The organism is Actinoplanes regularis (assembly GCF_900188005.1).
Classification (GTDB): Bacteria; Actinomycetota; Actinomycetes; order Mycobacteriales; family Micromonosporaceae; genus Actinoplanes; species Actinoplanes regularis.
This window is the reverse complement of record NZ_FZNR01000010.1, coordinates 108,993-127,681: the sequence shown is the minus strand read 5'-3', so window position 1 is coordinate 127,681 and position 18,689 is coordinate 108,993. Positions and strand designations below refer to the sequence as shown.

Below are 18,689 nucleotides of genomic sequence, written 5' to 3'. Positions count from 1 at the left end.
CGGAACCGGATCAGGCCGCTTTCCAGGTCGGTTCCGGCAGGCCCAGGCCGGTCAGCAGGCTCTCCGGGTGGACCGGCCGGCACAGGTGGTACCCCTGCCCCAGGTCGCAGCCGAGCACCTGCATCGCGTTCCGCTGCGCCTCCGTCTCGATCCCCTCGATCACCGTGCGCAGCCGCAGGGTCCGGGCGAGCTCGACGATCGTGCGGACGACCGCCAGGTCCGCCGTCGTCGGCGACTGCCGGCTGATGAAGGCCCGGTCGATCTTCAACTCGTCCACCGGCAACCGTTGCAGGTAGGAGAGCGACGAATAGCCGGTCCCGAAGTCGTCGATGGACACGTCCACGCCGAGGTCCTGCAGGTCCCGCAGGCAGGCGATGGCCGCCTTAGGGTCACTCATCAGCACCGACTCGGTCAGCTCCAGGGTCACCGCGTCCGGTGGCAGCCGGGTGTCGCTGAGCATCCGTTCCACGTCCGAGGCGAACTGCGGGTCGGTCAGCTGCCGACCGGACACGTTCACGTTGATCCCCAGGTCGGGTTGGGTGCGCCGCCACGCGGCCGCCTGCCGCCCGGCGGTGTTCAGCACCCACCGGCCCAGATCGGTGATCAGCCCGGTCTCCTCGGCCATCGGCACGAAGTCGGCCGGGGAGACGTAGCCGCGGTCCGGGTTCTGCCAGCGGACCAAGGCCTCGACCCCGACCGGCTGGCCGCTGTCGAGCCGGAACAACGGCTGGTACTGCAACCGGAACTCGCCCAGCGCGAGGGCCCGCTGCAGGTCACCGTTGAGGGTCAGCCGGGCCAGCGCCTCCGCGTGCATCTGCGGATCGAAGAGCACAACCCGGCCCGCGCCGTCCTGTTTGGCCCGGTACATCGCCACGTCCGCGTTGCCCAGGATCTCGCCCGGGGCGGCGCCCGGACCGGCGGCGATGCCGATGCTGGCGCCGATGAACACCTCCTGCCCGGCCAACGGGAACGGCAGCTTGACCGCGTCGATCAGCCGTTGCGCGACCGGCACCGCCTGGTGCGCCTCGCAGTCGTTGAGCAGCACCGCGAACTCGTCGCCGCCGATCCGGGCCGCCGTGTCGCTCGGGCGCAGGCAGCCACGGATCCGGGCGGCGACCAGGCCGAGCAGTTCGTCGCCGGTCCGGTGCCCGAGGCTGTCGTTGACCGCCTTGAACCGGTCCAGGTCGATGAAGAGCACGCTGGTCGCGGAGTCGCGGTCGAGTTGTTCGGCGAGCATCTCCAGGAACAGCATCCGGGTGGGCAGGCCGGTGAGCGGGTCTTGCCGGGCCTCGCGCAGCGAATCGAGCAACGCCACGCGCTCGGCGACCTCGCGCTCCCGCTCCTCGCGCAGCGCACGCTCGGCGCTCAGCAGGCTGATGTTGGTCAGGGCCAGCTCGAGGGTCTGCGCCATGGCCTGCAGCAGCTGACGCTCCTCCGGATCGAGCGCCTCGTTCATTCGGGCGACCAGCAACGCGCCGCCCGGGTTGAACCGGGCGGTGGTCACGTGCAGTTCGCCGATACCGGGAACGGCCAGGGTCGCCGGGCGTTCGGCACCGTCCAGGACGGCTTCGAGCTGGTCACGGCCGGTGCCCCAGGAGACCAGGACCCGGCCGTCGCGCAGCACCGCGCCGACCTCGGTCTCCAGCACCTCGGCCGCCCGTTCGACGGCGACCATGATGGCGGCGTGCTCCTGCTGCGGAGCGCAGACCGCGGCGAAGAACTCGGTGAGTTGATGGGTCGACCAGTGGTTCATCGCCGTCACCTCAGGCCAGAGCCAGTGTTACGAGGGTGAAATGGTGCATGCCGAGCGCGCCGCGGACCCGGGCGAACTCGCCGGTGGTGTAGAAGCCACCGAACGGGACGTCGCCGAGCCGCTTGCCGATCGCGGCGAGCTCCCGCCGTACGCCGGTATCGCCCAGCTTGACCCACCGCGCGCCGCAGTCGAAGAGGAGCATGCCCAGCGCCGGCTCCCCGCCGAGCGCGTCGAGGGCCTGCCCGGACGCCTCGTCGGCGCCCTCCAGCAGCGAGTCGAGGTCGCTCGTCATCAGCCAGGCCAGCGCGCCCTGCGGAACGTCGGCGAGGCAGAGCAGGGACCGGTCGGTCCGGTCCGCTTCGTGGATCACCCGCAGGTCCTCGCCGGTGCGCCGCGACAGGCCGAGCGGGTGGTGGAACGCCAGTTGCCGGAACGCGGCCGCGTCGTCCAGCACCGATTCCTCGATCCCGAGCCGGCGCAGGTACACGTCCAGGGCCGGTTCGCCGTCGAGCTCGAGAACCCGGCCGTCCCGGCTGCGGGTGACGACCAGGGCGTCGCCATCCTTCTGCCAGCCGTGCGCGATGCCGACACCCAACGGCCGGTCCGAGCCGACCGCGACCCCGATCACGGCATCCGACATGATCTGGACGCCGTCCCGGCCACCGTGGAACTGATAGGTCCGGACGTAGGTCAGGTCATCGCCGGCGCAGCCGCCGACCAGGGGAATCGTGGCGCCGGCAACGGAGAACGCGCCGCGTACGACGTCGTGATGGCTGCCGGTCAGGCCGTCCGCGATCAGCAGCAGCGCCCGGTGCTCGTCCTCGACACCGGAGAGGCACGCGGCGGCCTCGGCGCCCGCCTCCCGGAGGCGGTCGTTCACGGCCCGGGCCACCCGGGTACCCACGGTGAAGCCCGCCCCGCCCCACGCCGTCATGGCCACGCCGTTCCGGCTGACCCGGCCGTCGGTGAGCTGCCCCGAGGTGGTGCAGCCGACGATCACGGTGTCCGTCCCGACCTGCTCGCGTAGCGCGTCGAACAGCTCGGGCACGTGGTAGCCGACCGAGCAGAACACGAACACGATCGCCGGCTCCCGGCCGGCGAGCGCGGCTGTGGCCGCCTCGGCGCCGGCTGCGGCGGGATCGGCCAGGGTGCTGTGGCCCGTGCCGAACCAGCGAGCACTGCTGCTGACGTGACTCATACCCGTGGACATCGGCCGCCGCTCGCCCGAGTTGAGCACCTGCCCCGGCAGTGCCCGGGTGTGCGGTGGGTCACCGGCGGCGATCGGGCGAACTATCGTACGGATCGTGACCTCGATCATCAGAAATGTCTCGTTCGACTGTGCCGATCCGTACGTCCTGGCGATCTTCTGGAGCGAGGTGATCGGTCACCCGATCGCGGCCGGGTGCGCCCCCGGCGACCACGAGGTGGCCATCGAACCGCCGGGCGGCCCGCGTCTCTACTTCCAGGCCGTCCCCGAGCCGAAGCAGGTCAAGAACCGCGTCCACATCTGCCTGCAATCGCCGGACCTGGGGCGGGACGCGGAGGTCGACCGCCTGCTCGCGGCCGGTGCGACACTGTTCGCCGACCACCGGACCCCGGACGGCGCGGGCTGGGTGATCCTGGCGGACCCGGCCGGCAACGAGTTCTGCCTGACCCGGGCGGAGTCGGAACGCCACGACTGAGCCCGCCGGCGATGATCGGACCCGGTCGTCCCGGATTCGGTGATCTCGTTTCGGGTTTTGCCCGATCAGGGGGCGGGTACAAGATCGCTACACCCCGGGTTTGGCCGACAACAGAGGTCCGAAACGTGCGGAGGTGCAGCAATGAACAGCATGGTTCTGCTCGCCGTGATGGCGGCGACGACGGGATTCGCCCCGTCCGCGGTTTCGTCCACCGCTCAGGTCTACGACCCGGACAGCAGGTTGCTCGCGGAGGCGCACTTCGACGCCGCGGCGGACAGCTTCGCGGTGACCAAGCTCGTCGCCGGCGGTGGCCGCACCTACCTGCAGTACCGGTACACCGGGGCCGACGGGACTGCGCACAGCGGCACCCAGTGGGGCGCGCGCGAGGTGGGGGAGACCGTCCGGTTCGATCACGACTTGGTCGAGGGCCGGCGGATCACCTTCCGGGTCTGCGTGGCGGGCGAGGTGGCCTTCAACGCCTGCAGCGGCTCGGCCGACGGCGAGAACTGGACGGTCGCGATCGCTTAGCGCCTGTCGCGCTACTCCAAGATCGGGTTGGAGCCGGTTCTACGCTCGCGGGATGAGCGGTACGAAGCGCGGTGCCCGGGGCTGGCTGTCGCTGGTCCCGCAGCCGATAAGCGGACCGCCCGGCCGGACTCACTCTTGGGGACCGTCTCCCGTTCGAGCCGAGCGCTCACGACTCAGATATCGAACCGGCTTGCCGAGCGACTCCGCGTAGGCAATCTCCCGTCGGGTTGACTCACCTATGTAGCCGCCCGGATCCACGATGTACACCTCGTCGGCCATGCGGATCTTTTGGAGGTGCACGCTGCCGAGCCGCCCCTTCAGGTTCGAGCTGTCGGCTGTCCAGTCGTAGTCCGGCAGGTCGGGGAGGCTGAACATGCCGAGGCTGATCACGACGCAACCTTCCATCGTGAGCCGCTGGTTGACCTCCGCGAACTCAGCCTCGAACCTGGTTGAGCCGCAGAGTGTGATGACCTTCGCCTCACCCTCGGCCGACTGCTGGTCCTCCATGAGGTCCATGATCGCTGAACGGGTCTATCGCCGCCCCTTGGTCGGTCGCTGTCCGGTCATCGAGCCACACCAGGCTATTCGCCCGGATCAGCCCCTCTTGCCGCCCTCGCCGTGTCGCCCCGGGGCCGACGGTCTGGTGGCGGCCCCGGGGCGCGGTTCGGATCAGTCCCTTGCCTGGGCGTATCAGGGCGGCGATCGTGGGTTGTTGCCGACGGTGCCGGGCTGGTACCCGTCGTGGTCGGCCGCCGATGTCGGCGAGGGGCCGGGTCGCGGATGGGAGGGTGCCGGCCGGGCGGCGGATGGGGCGGGTGGCGCCGGGGACGTGGGCGGTTCGTTGAAGTTGGCGCCGATGATGGCGTCGAACTCGGCGCGGACCAGATCGGGGTCGCCGCTGATGAGTTCGGTGAACGCTTCGTCGAAGCCGCGGTCCCACTCGGGGGACAACGCGGTGCCCGCCTGCGCTACGGGGTTGCTGGTCATGCCGGTCACCACCCGCCACATCCGGACTTGCTGGGCAGAGAGCTGACGTCAGGTCAGCCAGTGATCACCTTTTGCTCGGTGTGCTCACGCCCCGCCACGGCGATCTTGCGAGGCTTGGCCTTCTCCGCGATCGGGATCCGTACGACCAGCACGCCGTTGTCATACGCGGCGTCGATGTGATCGGTGTCCAACGCGTCGCCGAGGAAAAGCTCCCGGGAGAACACGCCCAGCGGGCGTTCGCTCAACTGCACCGTGGCCTGCTCGCCCAGGTCGATGGGGCGGCGCTCGGCGCGCACGGTCAGCACGTTGCGTTCCACGTCGATGTCGATCGCGTCGGCGTCCACTCCGGGAAGATCGAATGCGATCACGAACTCGTCGCCGTTGCGGTACGCGTCGGCGGGCATCGCCGTCGGCCGTGACCAGGTCCCGGTCATCGGGACACCGAACAGCTGCTGGGCGAGCCGGTTGACCTCGGTGAAGGGTTCGCTGCGCATCAACATGGTTCCACCTCCTGCGGTCTCGACTTGACGGTCAATGCGCGATACCGTCTTTCTAGCACGTCATCGCGACGATGACAAGCAGTTCGTCATCTGAAAGATGACGTGGGAGAGAGGGATGGATGCTCGACACACCTGCCACCGGCACAGGCCCACCGCCCGAGGACCGTGATCTCGCCGTAGTCACCGCCGCGATCGTCGTCACCGCGCACGCGGTTCAGCAGCCCGCCGCGGACAGCCCGCCGGTGAGCGGTGCTGAACTGCTCGACGCCCTGGTGCTGCTGCGCTGGGCGCAGACCGAACTGGCCGGCCTCGAGCCGGTCCTGATCGCCGCCGCCCGCACGGCCGGGGTCTCCTGGCAAGCTCTCGCGCCCGCACTGGGAGTGGCCAGCCGCCAGGCCGCCGAACGGCGCTACCTGCGCAGCGTCTCCATCCCCACCGACCAACTGGGCGACACCCGTGACGACCGGGTGCAGGCCGAGCGCGACCGCCGCGCCGCACGCCGCGCCGTCGCCCAATGGGCCAACGACAACACCGCCGACCTGCGCGGGCTCGCCGGCCAGATCACCGCCCTGACCGATCTCGGCGAGGCCGCCACCGGAGCCCTCACGCAACTGCACCGAGCCCTCGGTGACGCCGACGCGACCGCCCTGCCCGATCTCCTCGCCGCGGCCCACCAACACCTCCCCGACCATCCCGACCTGGCCGCACAAATCGACATCATCACCACCCGCACCGACCAGATCCGTCGGCAGCCCCCACGCCGCAGCGGGGAAACCTCCTGAACCACACGAAGGCCCACTGTGGCTGAGAAGCGAACTCCGAAGGCGTCCGGATGAGCGTCACCGTGACGTCGGAGCGAACGGCCGCCACCGCAAGGGCCCGACAAGACGCGGTTCAAAGACAGCCATTTGGGGACGTACGTCGCGGCGGGCGGGTGCCCGCCGCGACGTCCCAATCAACCGCGGTCGATCGGGATGCAGTTGCCGGTGTGGTAGCTGCCGTCGGCGGCCTTCGTCAGGCCGTGGCCGGTCCGGGCGATCCGGGCGCACACGTACTTGGCGTCGCCGACCGCCTCGAAGTCCGGGTCGCTGGTCCGCCGTACCGAGAATTCCTGGTCCTCGAAGTAGTACTTGCCGTGTGCGGTGGCCTGGCTGCCCATCGTCGACTCATCGGGGCTGATCCCGTTGCCGCCGTAGATGTGCAGGTGGAGGCCGGTCTCGATGTCCGGGGTGGCGCCGCCCCAGTCCACTTCGTACCGGAGCGTGAACTTCCCGCCCCGGATGGTCGCCGAGGTGAGGCAGACCCAGGTGCTGCTCTGCTTCATCTGGTCGGTGCACTGCTCGTACGCCGGAACCGCGCTCGCGGCCGTGCTCGGCGCGTTCGACGCGCCCGAGACGACGCCGGCCGCGGCCTGGCTGTGCTGCGTGCCGTGCTGGCCGGACGCGGTATCCCGAGGGTCGGCGTCGTCATCGCCGTTGTACCTGGCCAGTGCCCAGGCGGTTCCGGCGCCGCCGATCAGAAGCGCCGCCACCGCCGCGGCGACCAGGATCGGGCCACGGGTGCGGCCGCCCTTCCCGGGCCGGGACGGTGGCGCTGGTGGCGAAGCGGCCTGGTCGGTCGTCCGTTCCGCCCCGGCGACGGCGCGGCCGACGAAGCCGGCCCGTGGCGCGGCCGGCGCACTGGGCGCCGGCTGGGTGACCGTGTCCTCGGGCAGCGGTATGGCGATCGTCGGTTCAGCCTGCGCCGCCGGTCCCGCATCGCCCTGCCCGGCGGCGGTCGGTTCGGCAAGGGCCGGCTCAGCGGCGGCGGTCGGTTCAACCAGGGCCGGTTCGGCGGCGGTTGGTTCGCCTGGGGGAGGGCCGGCGGCCGCCACCGTCGCCGCGGCGCCCGTCGCCCACGGGTCGACCGCCCTGGGCAGCGCCGGCGCCGTGCCGGTCTTGGCGACCGCGGTGCTGGCCTGCCACGCCGCGCCGAGCGCCGCCGCGTGCTTGGGGTGGGCGTCCACCGCCACCGGCCGTCCCAGCTCCGAACCGACCATCTGCGCCACCAGCGGAATCCGTGACGACCCGCCCACCAGCAGTACCGAGTGCAGTTCGGCCGGTTCCATCTCGGCCGAGCGGATCGCGCGGCGCAACGCCTCGATCGAGCCGTGCAGCACCGGGCGGATCATCGTCTCCAGTTCGGAGCGGGTCAGCCGTACCTCCGTGCTCAGGTTCGGCAGCAGCACCGGAATCGTCGCGTCGGTGTCGGCCGACAGCGCCTCCTTGGCCTGCACGCACTCCTCCCGCAGCCGGGCGACCGCGGCGATCACCGCCGGGTCCTCCTCGTCCAGGTCGTCCAGGCCGCCGTCGAGCGCCCCGGCGACGTGCGCGAAGATCGCCGCGTCGAAGTCGATGCCGCCGAGACGTTCGATCCCCTCCGGCTGACCGATCAACTCGAAGCCGTCCGGGGTCTTGCGCAGCACCGCCGCGTCGAAGGTGCCGCCGCCGAGGTCGTAGACGGCGACCGTCGCGCCCGGCTGGAGCCGCTGCTGCTGGGCGTAGAAGACCGCCGCGGCCGCCGGCTCGGTGATCAACTGGACCGGCTCCTCGATGCCGGCGAGCCGGATCACCTGGCGCATCAGGTCGGTCTTGTACGGTCCCCAGTTCGCCGGATGCGAGACGCAGATCGCGGCCGGCCCGCTGCCCTCGCGGGACGACACCTCGTCGGTCACGGCTCGCAGCAGCCGCGCCATCAGCGACTCCGCCGAGTACGGCACCCCGCCGAGCAGGATCGGGGTCGGGTCGCCCAGGCGCCGCTTGAACTCGCGGGCGACCCGGTGCGGTTCGCTGATCCCTCTGCGGCTGGCACTCTCTCCGGTCAGGACGGTCTCGTCGGCCCGCAGCAACACGACCGAGGGGATGGCGGCCGAACGGCTACCCAGCGAGGCGATCTCCGCGTGGCCGGCGCGCCAGACGGCAGCGGCGGTGTAGGTGGTTCCCAGATCGATACCGAGTGCATACATCCCGAGTACTCCGGATTCGGTCGAGGTCGCGACGGGGTGAGCGTGAATTCGATCGGACCGGGGCCGGCGCGGGCCCGCCTCGGGTTCCCAGACCGGGGAGGCTTCCTAGAATAGGGGCCATGGGGACGGCCCGGTCGCTTCGGGAAATCTTCGGCGAGCTTGCCGGAGCGGGTGACCGCGCCGGCACGGATCCGGCCGATCTGCTGGCCCGGGCCGGTCATCCCGGCCTGCCCGAGGAGCTGGTGGCCCAGGCCGTGGCGGGTTTCGCCGAGACCGCCCGGCCGGAGATCGCCGAGCATCTCGCGCCGTACGTGATGGCGCACAGCCCGATCCCCGGACCTGACGGCGACTCCGGCGAGGCGCTGACGCCGTGGCTCGACCTGCTGGTCACCGCGCCCCCGCTCGACCCAGTGGGCCTCGACTTCGACTTCGGCAGCGGCGCGGACGTGGACCGGACACCGGCGCCCGACGACGTCGAGCCGGACTGGCTCGACGACCTCGTGACCGAGCCCGATCCGCATGACGTCGCGGAGCCCGATCCGACCTGGTCCGTGCCGGCGGACCCCGACGGGTTCGACACCGACGAGCCCGAAGACCCCGGCGACGGGCCGGATCCGGAAGATCTCTTCGGCTGAGCCGGCGCCGCCGTCGGCCACCCCGATCACCGCCGCCCCCGGTGCAGCTCGGCCAGGACACCCTCGCAGGAGCGGACCGCGACCCGGGCGGCGACGGAGAGCTCGTAGCGGGTCAGCGGATTCTCAGCCCGCCGCTGCCAGCGGGCCAGCGACTCGGACGCCGCGGCCACCAACTCCGCCCGGCTGGCCTCGGCCGGCAGTTGGAGGCGGAGGTGCGCGGCGGTGCCCTCACCGCCGATCACCCGCTCCAATTCGGCCACCACGGCCGGTTTCCCGGTGACCCAGCCCGCCCGTAGCGACGCCAGCACCCGCAGCTCGTTGAAGGGATGCGCGGAAGCGATGATCTCCTCCACCGCCCCGGCCACCCGTGGGATCGCCGGGGCCGGATCGGCGCGGATCACGGAGTCGACCGCCAGCAGCGCCGAACGGCTCTTGAGGATCTCGCGGCGCTCGAAGAAGAGCGAGTCCAGGGTCCGCTGCAGCGCGCGCAGCCCGCTGCGCTCGGTGAGCTGCTCGGACAGCTCGGTGGCGGTTCCGGCGACTTTGCGGCGCAACAGCGCCGCGGCCAGCCGTACCCCGAAAAGCCCGAACCGCGCCAGCAGCGCGTCCCGCTCGATCGAGGTCAGGCCCAGCTCCGGCAGCCGCTCCCGGAAGCGGTCCGCGGAGAGCAACAGATCGTCGGCGGTACGCGCCGGCAGGTCGGCGACCCGGCGCAGGTGCGCCACCTCGGCCTCGGTCAGCGTCACCGCGGTCTCGGCGAGCAGCCCGGCGATCGGCACCACCGTCTGCACCAGCCTGCGCACGTTCACGTCGGCCGCCATCCGCGCCGCGATCCTGGTGGCCGAGGCGAGGGTGTCCAGCCGGCCGCCGCCGATCTCGTCGGCCCGGGAGAGCACCCCGATCGCGTTGACCGGGTTGGGTGCCGACACCTGACGGTCGTGGAACGCCTGCAGGAAGTTCAGGTCGTCGCGGTGCGCGTGCCGCATCAGGTAGATCACCGCGTCGGCCGGGGTGTCCTCGTCGTCCGGCGCGAGCAGGTCCCAGGTGCGCCGCGAGTTCTCCGCCCGCAGCGAACCCACCCCCGGCGTGTCGACCAGCGTGGCCGTCCGCAGGGTCTGCGACGGCCACTCGACCAGCAGATCGGCGACCTCCTCGTGCGACAGTCCACCGAGGTCGATCTCGAGAGCGCCCTCCTCCCGGGCGAAACGGGCCTGCCGGGGTGCGCCTTCGCGGGGACGCAACGTCACCCGGTACGTGGTCCCGTCCTGGTACCAGGTCACGATGCGGGTGCACTCGCCGGCGTCGGTCGGTGCCAGCCGCTCCCCGATCAACGCGTTGAGCAGGGTCGACTTGCCCGCCTTGACCCGGCCGGCGATGGCCACCCGCAGCGGCGCGCTCAGCCGCTCCCGGACGGTGTGCAGCCGGCTCTCGTACCGGCCTCCCCGGTAGGCGACCAGGGCCTCGTCCAGCACCAGCCGGGTACGGTCGAGCAGGCCCTCGCCCATGCGCGGCTCGGTGGCGGTCATGACGGCCGCGCCCGGCTCTGCAGGGTGGCCAGCCGCCCCAGCTCCGCGTCGAGGTCCCGGACCCGGCTTTCCCGTTCGGTGCGGCCGCGCCGGGCGGCCTTCTCGGCGCCGGCGAGCGCGGCCGCGTTCGAGCGGGCGAGCTCCTCCGCCAGCCCGGTGTAGTGGTCCCGCAGCCGGCGGTGGATCCGGCGCAGGGTGTCCCGCGAGTCCTTGCCGACCACGAACGTGACCTCGTCGCAGTAGCGGCGCATCGCGTTGCGGGCCTGCTGCTGACGGGCCTTCTCCTGGCGCTGCTTCTCCTCGCGCAGCCCCTTGCGGCCCATCACCAGGCCGATGCCCAGCCCGATCGGCCCGAGCACGATGCCAGCCATCGACGCCAGCATGGTGAACATCAGGGTTCCGCCGTAGGCGCTCTTCAACGCGACCATGGCTTGCTTGCGCAGCTTCATCTTCTCCAGATCGATCTTGTGTTCGAGACGGGTGCGCTCCAGCACCGGTTCCGGGCTGTGCACCGTCAGCTGCCCCAGCACCCCGTCGGAGCCGGCCCGGAAGTGTTCACCGACGTTCTCGCTCAGCTCCCCGGCGCGTACCCGCAGCAGTTCGTAGTTGGCGACCAGCTCGTGCGCGATCCGGGCCCGGAGCCAGGTCTGCATCTCCGCCCAGGTGTCGGCCGGGTCGCTCTCGTCGATGCTGTCGTCGGCCTCGCGGGTCACCTCCCGCATCCGCGAGCGCAGGTCATGGTCGATGTCGGAGGTGAGATCCGCGATCCCGTCGTTCAGCGTCTGCTGCCACCGGGCCATCGAGGTCTTGAGCGACTCGACGCGCTGCCGGGTGCGCTCGAGCTCGGCCACGATCCGCCGGGCGGCGGCGGGATCGAGCAGCGCCGCCCGCTCGGCGGCGAAGGTGGCGGTCAGCTGGTCGCAGACGGCGAGGACCTCGTCGCGTACGTGTTCGGCGAGCCGCTGTTCGACGCCGCCGCCGACGCGCCCGGAGACGAACTCCACCACCTCGGCGAAGCCCGACTCGGCGTTGATCTCCCGGTCGCCGGCCTTGACCGCGTGCATCCGCAGCGCCGACGAGGCGGTCAGCACCGGCAGGGCCAGCTCGGCCCGGCGCAGGTGCGCCTCGTTCAGCTCCCGGATGCGCCGCCACGCCGGATAGAAATCGGTCTTGCTGATCAGGCAGATCACGGTGTCGCAGGCGGCGCGCGCCTTGCGCAGGAACTGCACCTCGCTCGCGGTCAGCTCCTGGGCCGCGCTGGTCACGAAGATCACCGCGTCGGCCATGGAGATCGCGGCCAGGCTCGCCGCCGCGTGGGTGGAGCCGAGGCCGCCCACGCCCGGGGTGTCGACCAGCACCATGCCCCGTTCCAGGATCTTGCGGGGGAGGCGAACCTCCACACCCACCGGTATCTCCGGCCCGGGGCCGGCGCCGGCCGGGGCGCCGCGACGTTCGGTCACGTACCGGCGCACCTGATCGACCGGTACGTCCTCGCGGCGCGGCGGGTCGCCGTCGAGGATCAGCGCGGCGCGATGCTTCTCGCCGTGGCGGACGTAGGTCGGTGTGGCCGTCGCGACGTCGTCGTCGACCGGGCAGACGGTCGCCCCGACGAGCGCGTTGACCAGTGAGCTCTTGCCCTGTTTGAACTCTCCGGCGATCACGACGTGGATGCTCGGATCGTTCAGTGCGCGTTGCGCGGCGGCGAGCCGCCGGGCCAGGTCCTCACGCCCGTACGCGGTGCAGGCGCGGATGCCCAGCGCCAGCAGCGAACCCGGCGGGGTGGCCGCGGCCTGCGCCGCGTCGGCGGGTGCGGTGGTCATCGGAGATCCCCCAGCAGACTCGGTACGGCGCGCCGCCGCGGCGGACGCGGGGACGTCGATCCTGGTGCCGGCCGGTCACCGGACCCGTTGCGGCGGGAGACGGTGACCGGCTGGACGCTTCGGGCCGACTTCGGTCAGGAGACGCCGACCTGGCCGTGGTCGGAGTGGTCCTCGGTGTCGTGCCCGGGCTCGGCGTCGTGGTCGTGGTACGCCGCCGGCTCGTCGCCGGGCTGTTCGGGCTTGTCGTAGGGGGCCTCTTCGGGGCCGTCGTACGCCGGGGCGTCCCCGGCCGGCTCGTACTGGTCGTGCCCGGCCTGCTCCGGGTAGTCCTTGTCGTAGGCGTCGGGCTTCTCGTAGTCCGGCTTGGCCCCGCCACCGAAGTCGTCGTCGTACTTGGGCTCCGGGTGGTCGTCGTGCCAGGGCTGCTCGATGTTCTGGTCGTGCCCCACGGTCGTCGGGGTGCTGTCGACGTCGAGGTAGCCGCTGACCGGCCCGTCCACCGACACATCCACCGAGTTGTCGACCGAGTTGTCCACCGAGTCGTCGATCTCGATCTGCTGGATGATGTCGCGATCGTCCTCATAGGTCACGTAGGTGATGTAGTTCAGATGCTGGATCACCTCGCCCACACCCTGCTCACCGTCGTAGGTGGGCGGTGCCGCGGCCGGGCCGCCCTCGTGGGGGCCGGGACCGTAACCCGGGTCGGATGCGTACGGGTCCTTCTGGCCGTGCTCGGCGGCGACCCGGGCGGTGACTTCCGGGATGTCCACCTCGGAGAGGTCCGTGTCGGTCAGCCCACGGGCGGCGAGGACGCCGGAGGGGTCGGAGGCGTAGTCGTGCGCCACCTCCCGGTCGTTGAAGATATCCGAGATCAGGTCGCTGATGGCGGCGGTCACGTCGATTGCCATGTCGGTGCCTTCCTCTCGTGCTGTCACCCGGTGTCGGCGGGTATGGAAACAGCTTGCCGACCCACGGTGTGCGGGGTCATCGGGGCAGGCCCCCTCCTCACACTCCCGGGTTAGGGGATCGCCCCGCGACTGTCGGCAAGCCGACCGTCAGCGGCCCCGGCGCCGAGCGCCTCGTGCAGGGCGGCCACCAACTCCGCCCGGCTGTCGGCACCCAGTTTCGCGCGGATCCGGGCGACGTGATGCTCCACTGTCTTCGCCGAGATGTAGAGCTGGGCGCCGATCTCCCGGTGGGTGCGGCCGGCGAGGACCAGGCGGGCGACCGTCTGCTCCCGGACCGAGAGCAGCCCGGCGGAACGGCGCTCGGCCCGCGTGGCGTCTTCCGCGGCGGGGCCGGTGAGGACCCGGGCGTGTTCGAGCAGCCGCCGGGCGGCGACCGGATCGGTGACCCGCAGCGCCGCCTGCCCCGCCAGCCGCGACCCCTCCCACGGCAGCTCCACCTCGGCCAGCCGGGTCGTCGCCGCCAGCACGGCCGGGACCTCGAACTCGTCGCGCAGCACCGCCGCCCACAGCCCGGCGGCCGCGCACTGCGCCAGCTGGCGGTCGCCGAGCTCGGCGACCGCGTCACGAGCCAGCCCGAGCAGGGCGCCGGCGCCCCGCTCGGCGGCCGCCGGCTCCTCGAGGACGACCGCCACCTGCAGCCGGATCCAGTACGTGCTCACCAGCCAGGCCGGCGGGGCGCCCAGGTCCGCCACGATCTGTTCCAGTCGGCCGAGCACCGGTTCGATCCGCCGGTGCCCGCGCAGCCGCGCGGCGGTGATCACCAGCTCCTCGACCGCCTCGATCTGCAGCAGGTCGACCGCGCCGCGGGCCAGGATCGGCTCGACGCCGGCCCAGCACCGCCGCATCCGCGCCAGGTCGCCCCGCCGCCGGGCCAGTCCCGCGCCCAGCGCGGCCCGCAGCAGCGCCTCGCGACCCGGCAACGCGACGTCCGCCGACCGGTCCAGCTCCTCGGCGGCGGTGTCGTACCGCCCGGCGCGAAGCCGGACCCAGGCCAGCAGCAGCCGGTGCCGCACGGCGGACACCGGCCCGCCCACCGTCGTGCTCAGCGCCCGGTGCAGCAGGGCCTCCGCGGTGACCTGATCGCCCGCGGTCACCGCGACCAGGGCGCCGAGCGCGTGCGGGGTGTCCGGCAGCACCACCGCCGGCGCGGCCCGTTCGACCGCCTCGGCCGCCTCGATCAGCAGCGGCAACGCGCGGGCCGGGTGACCGGTGGCCAGCGCCGCCTCGGCCAGGCGCAGCAGGCTGGCCGGCGCCGGGGTCCGCGCCGCGGCCCGGGCCGGGCCGAGCCGGCCCACCGCCACCAGCGCCGGCACCGCCAGCACCGGCCCCGGCGCGATCGCGGCCAGCAGGGCGTCCGCGGCCCGCCCGGCCCGGCCCTCATGGGCGGCCACCGCGCCCGCCACCAGGGTCAGCCGTCCCTCCGGGTCGGCGCCGGGCGGCACGTCGGGCGAGTGCGGGTGTCCCAGCAGGGCGGCGGCCTCGGCCCGGCTCGCCGCCATCCCGGACGGCTCCACACCGCACGCCACGGCGTCATCGAACCAGGCCAGCGCCTCCGCGGGCCGGGTGAAGCGCAGTTGTTCGCCCGCTCGCCGGTACACCGCGGCGGCCGAGGCGGTGCGGGCCTGGGCGGCCCGCAGCTGTTCGGCGGCGAGAACCGCGGAGGTACGGGTGGCGACCAGGGCGGTGGCGACCGCGTCGTGCACCCGGCGGCGCTCGGCCGGGGACGCCTCCTGCCGGATCGCCGCGGCCACCGCGGGCACCAGGGTCTCCCCGGCCTCGGTGAACCATCCGCTGTCGCGCAGCTCCCGCATCAGGACGGCCAGCTCGGCCACGGCGATGCCGGCCGCGGCGGCCAGTACCTCGTCGGCCACCTCCACCCGCAGGGCCAGCACCCGCGCCAGCCCCGTCACCGGGCCCGGGCTCCGGGCCAGATGCCGCTGGATCCGCGCGACCAGCGCGGGTGTCACCGTGCGGTGCTGTCCGTCCTGGAGGTCGACGGCCAGCGCGGCGACGAATGCCGGGCGGCCGGCGGAGACGGCGTGCACGTGCGCCGCCTCCGAAACCGGGACGCGCCGCCCGGTGAGCCGGCCGAGCAGGCCGGCCACCCCCGCGACGTCGAGCGGTTCGAGCACCACCGTCGCGCCCCCGGCGACCGCCTCGTCCAGCTCGGCGAGCTCCGGCCGGTCGATGGTGGGCCGGCGCCCCACGAGCATCGGTACCCCGCGCCGCGCGGCCGCGGCCAGCTCGCACAGCACCGCGCCCGGAAGCCGGTGCGCGTCGTCGGCGACGATCAGGGTCTCGTGGGTCGCGGTGGCGAGCCGGTCGGCCCACACCCGGGCGGGCTCGTGCCGGCCGGGCAGGTCGAGGACCGGCCCCGGGAAGGTCGCGGCGAGCTCGGCCAGCCGATGGGAGCGGCCCGATCCGTCGACCCCCACCACAGTGGTCGCGGCGCAGCGCGGTGGCGGCATGCATCCCATCTTGGCCGACCGGCCCTGCTGCACCAAGCCACATCGGACCTTGCGGTGAACGCCTATCGTGAGGCGTCCACCGCAGGCGTGAAAGGGCCTCACGATGGTGCAACCGAAGAAGCGTTCCCGTCCCCGTCTGCTGACCGGTCCGCGCAGCGAGCCGCCGAGGGCTCCGGCCGAGCCCGAGCCGCCCCGGGCTCCGGCCGAGGCCCAGCCCGAGCCGGTCTCCGGGATCAGCTCCCGTGAGGTGTTCACCGTCGGCTCGGCACTGCTGATCCTGCTGTTCCTGATCAAGATCTACGGAGTCGCGCGTTACTCGCTGACCACCACGACGGCCCTGCTCGCCGCGACCCCCGTGCAGGTGGCGCTCGGCACGGTGACCATCTACGCCTACTACATCCTGCCCGCCGTCGCCCTGGGCACCGCCTGGTTCGCCGTCCGGTTCCGGTCCCACATCCAGCCGGTGCTGTGGCCGCTGCTCCTCATCGTCGTCGCGGTGACCGCGCTGGCGTCACCGTTCAAATACCTGGTCCAGGGGTTCGCCGTGGTGCTCGCCGCGCTCTGCCTGGAGCTGTTCCTGCGGCAGTACAGGCGCAGGCTGGCGGGCTCCACCGACGAGCGGCTGATCCGCCGGCGCCGGGCGCTCGGGCGCTGGCAGGGGTTGTCCGTCGTCTACGTCGGCGCCGCCGCGCTGGCGTTCCAGTTCCTGCACAGTCTCAACGCGCCGTGGGTCTCCGCACAGGCCTTCCTGCTCACCACGCCCACGGTCGTGTCGACACAGCAGATGAACGTGGACTACAACCGGCTCCACGTGGCTCCGGAGAGCCGGTTCTACGGCCACCCGATCGCCGAGACCGAGGACTGGGTGACCGTGCTGCACGCCGACACCCGGTATGTCATGCGGATCCCGCAGTCCGCCATCGACACCCGCCTGACCTGTCACAACGAGGACGACCAGCTGTCCGGCGACGCGCCGCTGCTGGAGGTGTTGAAGGGCAATCCGTACAACTCGCCCAACCTCGACTGCCGCAAGGTCGTCGAATATCTCGGGCGCAAGATCCCCGGACAGCCGCTGCCGCCCTGGGACTGACTTTGTACAGTTCGCCGATGCACGATCACCGTCCGGCCCGATCGTATTCGCTCACCCTTCCGTGCACCTGATCGAGGAGCTGCGCCGGGCGGAGATCGGCACGCCGGAACGGCTCTGAACGCACGACGGCCCGGGTGTGTGCGCACCCGGGCCGTCGTTGTGCTGAGGCGCGTTACTCCACGATGGTGATGATCCGGCGGCGGCGGGCCAGCCGGAACGCGAACACACCCACCACCAGCAGGGCCGCGCCGGCGCCGGCCAGCAGGACGGCCGACGGGCCGGTGACCGGCAGGCCCTCCTGGGCCTCGACGGTCAGCGCCGCCTTGTCGTTGCCGTGGTTCGAGTCCTGGACGCCGCCGTCCACCTGCACGAAGCCGGCCTCGTGCGAGCCGTCCTGGATCTCGGCGGTGAAGGTGAACATGCTCTTCTTGCCCTTGGGCAGCTGCTGGGCGGCAAGGCAGACCCAGTCCCGGCTGGCCAGCGTGCCCTCGAAGTCGATGTCGTCGAGCGAAGTGCCGGGCAGGCAGGATTCGGTCTCCTCGGTCAGCTCGACGCCGACCGGCAGGTTGACATGGACGTACCTGATCGCCGTGAAGCTCAGCGGGATCGTGGCGGTCGGGCCCAGGTTCTGGGTGCCGACCTGGAACGTGACGTGGTCACCGACCGTGCCCCGGATGGTGCCGCCGATGGCCTTGCTGTCCGCGTCCGACTTCGGCACGGAGACGGTGAATTCGGCGACGTTGTCCCTCGGGTTGAGGTCGTCGGAGATGGGATCCTCGTCGTCGGCGTTGAGCTGCGCGACCTTGGCAGTCTTCTTCAGCTGCAGCTCGGTGCCGGTCCGGCCGGCGTTGCGCTTGGCGAACTCGGCAACGAACTTGTCGCTGAGCCCGACCGCGACGACGTCGACGAAGTAGGACGCCGGTCCGGGCACGTCCGCCCCGACCTTGAGCTTCGCCGGGGACCGCACGGCCAGGCCGGCCGTCTCACCCGGGGCCAGGCGCTCGTCGATGACGCAGATGACGCCGCCCTCGTCGTCCTTTTCGCAGTTGCGGTAGTCGAGGTCCGGCTCGATGCCCTCCTCGGCGAAAACGGCCAGGCCGAGCGTGGTGGACGCGGTGTTGCCGGTGTTGCTGATGGTCACCGGCAGGTCGGTGGACTGCCCGCGGCCGAGATTCAGGTCCTTGATCTCGGCGAGCTCGAGGTCCGCGCCGCTCTTGGTGGTACGGATGACCTGGACCGCGGTGGAGTCGTTCTCCTCGCCGTCGATCGAGACGGACACGTTGAGCTTCATCGCGAGGTCGGGGATGGCGGCGGCCGTCGGCTTCACGGTGAAGCTGAAGCGGTGCTTCTCACCGGGGGCGAGCTTGTCCAGCTCGCAGGTGGTGACCGAGCAGCCGGCCGGCGGAACGAACCCGATCTCGGCCGGAACCGGGCCGAAACCGACGGCCACGTTCTCGGCGTTCCCACCGCCGAAATTACGGATGTCGAAATTGACCGTCTTCGACTGCCCGTCGATAACGGTCACCGTGTCGGCGATGTCGATGAACAGCAGCGGGAAATCGGTGAGCGATTCCGCCCGTGCCGGCAGCGCCAGGCTGGACACGACCAGGCCGGCGGCGACCGGCGGCAGCAGGAGGCGACGGAACAAGGTTCGCAGGCGCATGATCACCGTTTCGGGTTCGGGCACAAAGATGGTGGAGCTTAAGCCCTGCGCCCGACAAGATCAAA

16 protein-coding genes are annotated in these 18,689 nt (G+C 72.0%); 5 read left to right on the top strand and 11 right to left on the bottom strand.

Annotated elements, in window-relative coordinates:
* Positions 1 to 10 precede the first annotated feature (10 nt).
* Positions 11 to 1,753, bottom strand: coding sequence for a putative bifunctional diguanylate cyclase/phosphodiesterase (locus CHC09_RS25335; protein ID WP_089295844.1), 1,743 nt, complete (start codon positions 1,751 to 1,753; stop codon positions 11 to 13).
* 10 nt (positions 1,754 to 1,763) lie between these two features.
* The gene (locus CHC09_RS25330; RefSeq protein ID WP_239138506.1) at positions 1,764 to 3,071 is read right to left on the bottom strand and encodes an FIST signal transduction protein; all 1,308 of its coding nucleotides are present in this window, start codon (positions 3,069 to 3,071) and stop codon (positions 1,764 to 1,766) included.
* Here CHC09_RS25330 and CHC09_RS25325 point away from each other — a divergent pair.
* Entirely contained in the window at positions 3,058 to 3,435 is a 378-nt protein-coding gene (locus CHC09_RS25325) for a VOC family protein (protein WP_179277275.1), read from the top strand. The genes CHC09_RS25330 and CHC09_RS25325 overlap by 14 nt on opposite strands.
* A 141-nt stretch (positions 3,436 to 3,576) precedes the next feature.
* Positions 3,577 to 3,963 (top strand): hypothetical protein, encoded by a 387-nt coding sequence (locus tag CHC09_RS25320; protein WP_143232536.1) that lies wholly within the window; start codon positions 3,577 to 3,579, stop codon positions 3,961 to 3,963.
* 129 nt (positions 3,964 to 4,092) lie between these two features.
* On the opposite strand, the gene CHC09_RS25315 is transcribed toward CHC09_RS25320, so the two are convergent.
* The 3 genes from CHC09_RS25315 to CHC09_RS25305 form a co-directional block, all read right to left on the bottom strand.
* Positions 4,093 to 4,470: a hypothetical protein gene (locus tag CHC09_RS25315; RefSeq protein ID WP_089295841.1), complete on the bottom strand. Its 378-nt coding sequence runs from the start codon at positions 4,468 to 4,470 to the stop codon at positions 4,093 to 4,095.
* Positions 4,471 to 4,653: 183 nt separating this feature from the next.
* A complete protein-coding gene (locus CHC09_RS25310; RefSeq protein ID WP_143232534.1) occupies positions 4,654 to 4,950 on the bottom strand; it encodes a hypothetical protein in 297 nt (98 codons plus the stop codon).
* Positions 4,951 to 5,003: 53 nt separating this feature from the next.
* Positions 5,004 to 5,450 carry an Hsp20/alpha crystallin family protein gene (locus CHC09_RS25305; protein WP_089295684.1) on the bottom strand — a complete coding sequence of 149 codons (447 nt, stop codon included), beginning with the start codon at positions 5,448 to 5,450 and terminating at the stop codon, positions 5,004 to 5,006.
* A 119-nt stretch (positions 5,451 to 5,569) separates the two neighbouring features.
* Between CHC09_RS25305 and CHC09_RS25300 the strand changes: the two genes are divergently transcribed.
* A complete protein-coding gene (locus CHC09_RS25300) occupies positions 5,570 to 6,232 on the top strand; it encodes a hypothetical protein (protein WP_089295683.1) in 663 nt (220 codons plus the stop codon).
* A gap of 173 nt (positions 6,233 to 6,405) precedes the next feature.
* On the opposite strand, the gene CHC09_RS25295 is transcribed toward CHC09_RS25300, so the two are convergent.
* The gene (locus CHC09_RS25295) at positions 6,406 to 8,454 is read right to left on the bottom strand and encodes an Hsp70 family protein (protein ID WP_089295682.1); all 2,049 of its coding nucleotides are present in this window, start codon (positions 8,452 to 8,454) and stop codon (positions 6,406 to 6,408) included.
* Positions 8,455 to 8,573: 119 nt separating this feature from the next.
* Here CHC09_RS25295 and CHC09_RS25290 point away from each other — a divergent pair, with 119 nt between their 5' ends.
* The gene (locus CHC09_RS25290; RefSeq protein ID WP_089295681.1) at positions 8,574 to 9,089 is read left to right on the top strand and encodes a hypothetical protein; all 516 of its coding nucleotides are present in this window, start codon (positions 8,574 to 8,576) and stop codon (positions 9,087 to 9,089) included.
* 26 nt (positions 9,090 to 9,115) lie between these two features.
* On the opposite strand, the gene CHC09_RS25285 is transcribed toward CHC09_RS25290, so the two are convergent.
* From CHC09_RS25285 to CHC09_RS25270, 4 genes are all read right to left on the bottom strand, one after another.
* Positions 9,116 to 10,615, bottom strand: a complete 1,500-nt coding sequence (locus tag CHC09_RS25285; RefSeq protein WP_239138507.1) for a dynamin family protein — start codon at positions 10,613 to 10,615, stop codon at positions 9,116 to 9,118.
* Positions 10,612 to 12,435, bottom strand: coding sequence for a dynamin family protein (locus CHC09_RS25280; RefSeq protein WP_089295679.1), 1,824 nt, complete (start codon positions 12,433 to 12,435; stop codon positions 10,612 to 10,614). Before CHC09_RS25280 ends, CHC09_RS25285 begins: the two co-directional genes overlap by 4 nt.
* A gap of 134 nt (positions 12,436 to 12,569) precedes the next feature.
* Complete coding sequence (locus CHC09_RS25275) at positions 12,570 to 13,343, bottom strand: hypothetical protein (RefSeq protein WP_089295678.1); 774 nt, start codon at positions 13,341 to 13,343, stop codon at positions 12,570 to 12,572.
* A 110-nt stretch (positions 13,344 to 13,453) separates the two neighbouring features.
* On the bottom strand, positions 13,454 to 15,871 hold the full coding sequence (locus CHC09_RS25270; RefSeq protein WP_239138508.1) for a helix-turn-helix transcriptional regulator: 2,418 nt from the start codon (positions 15,869 to 15,871) through the stop codon (positions 13,454 to 13,456).
* Positions 15,872 to 15,974: 103 nt separating this feature from the next.
* Between CHC09_RS25270 and CHC09_RS25265 the strand changes: the two genes are divergently transcribed.
* Entirely contained in the window at positions 15,975 to 16,961 is a 987-nt protein-coding gene (locus tag CHC09_RS25265; RefSeq protein ID WP_089295677.1) for a hypothetical protein, read from the top strand.
* Positions 16,962 to 17,133: 172 nt separating this feature from the next.
* Here the strand turns inward: CHC09_RS25265 and CHC09_RS25260 are convergent, their stop codons facing one another.
* Positions 17,134 to 18,624, bottom strand: coding sequence for a COG1361 family protein (locus CHC09_RS25260; protein WP_143232532.1), 1,491 nt, complete (start codon positions 18,622 to 18,624; stop codon positions 17,134 to 17,136).
* Positions 18,625 to 18,689: the final 65 nt, after the last annotated feature.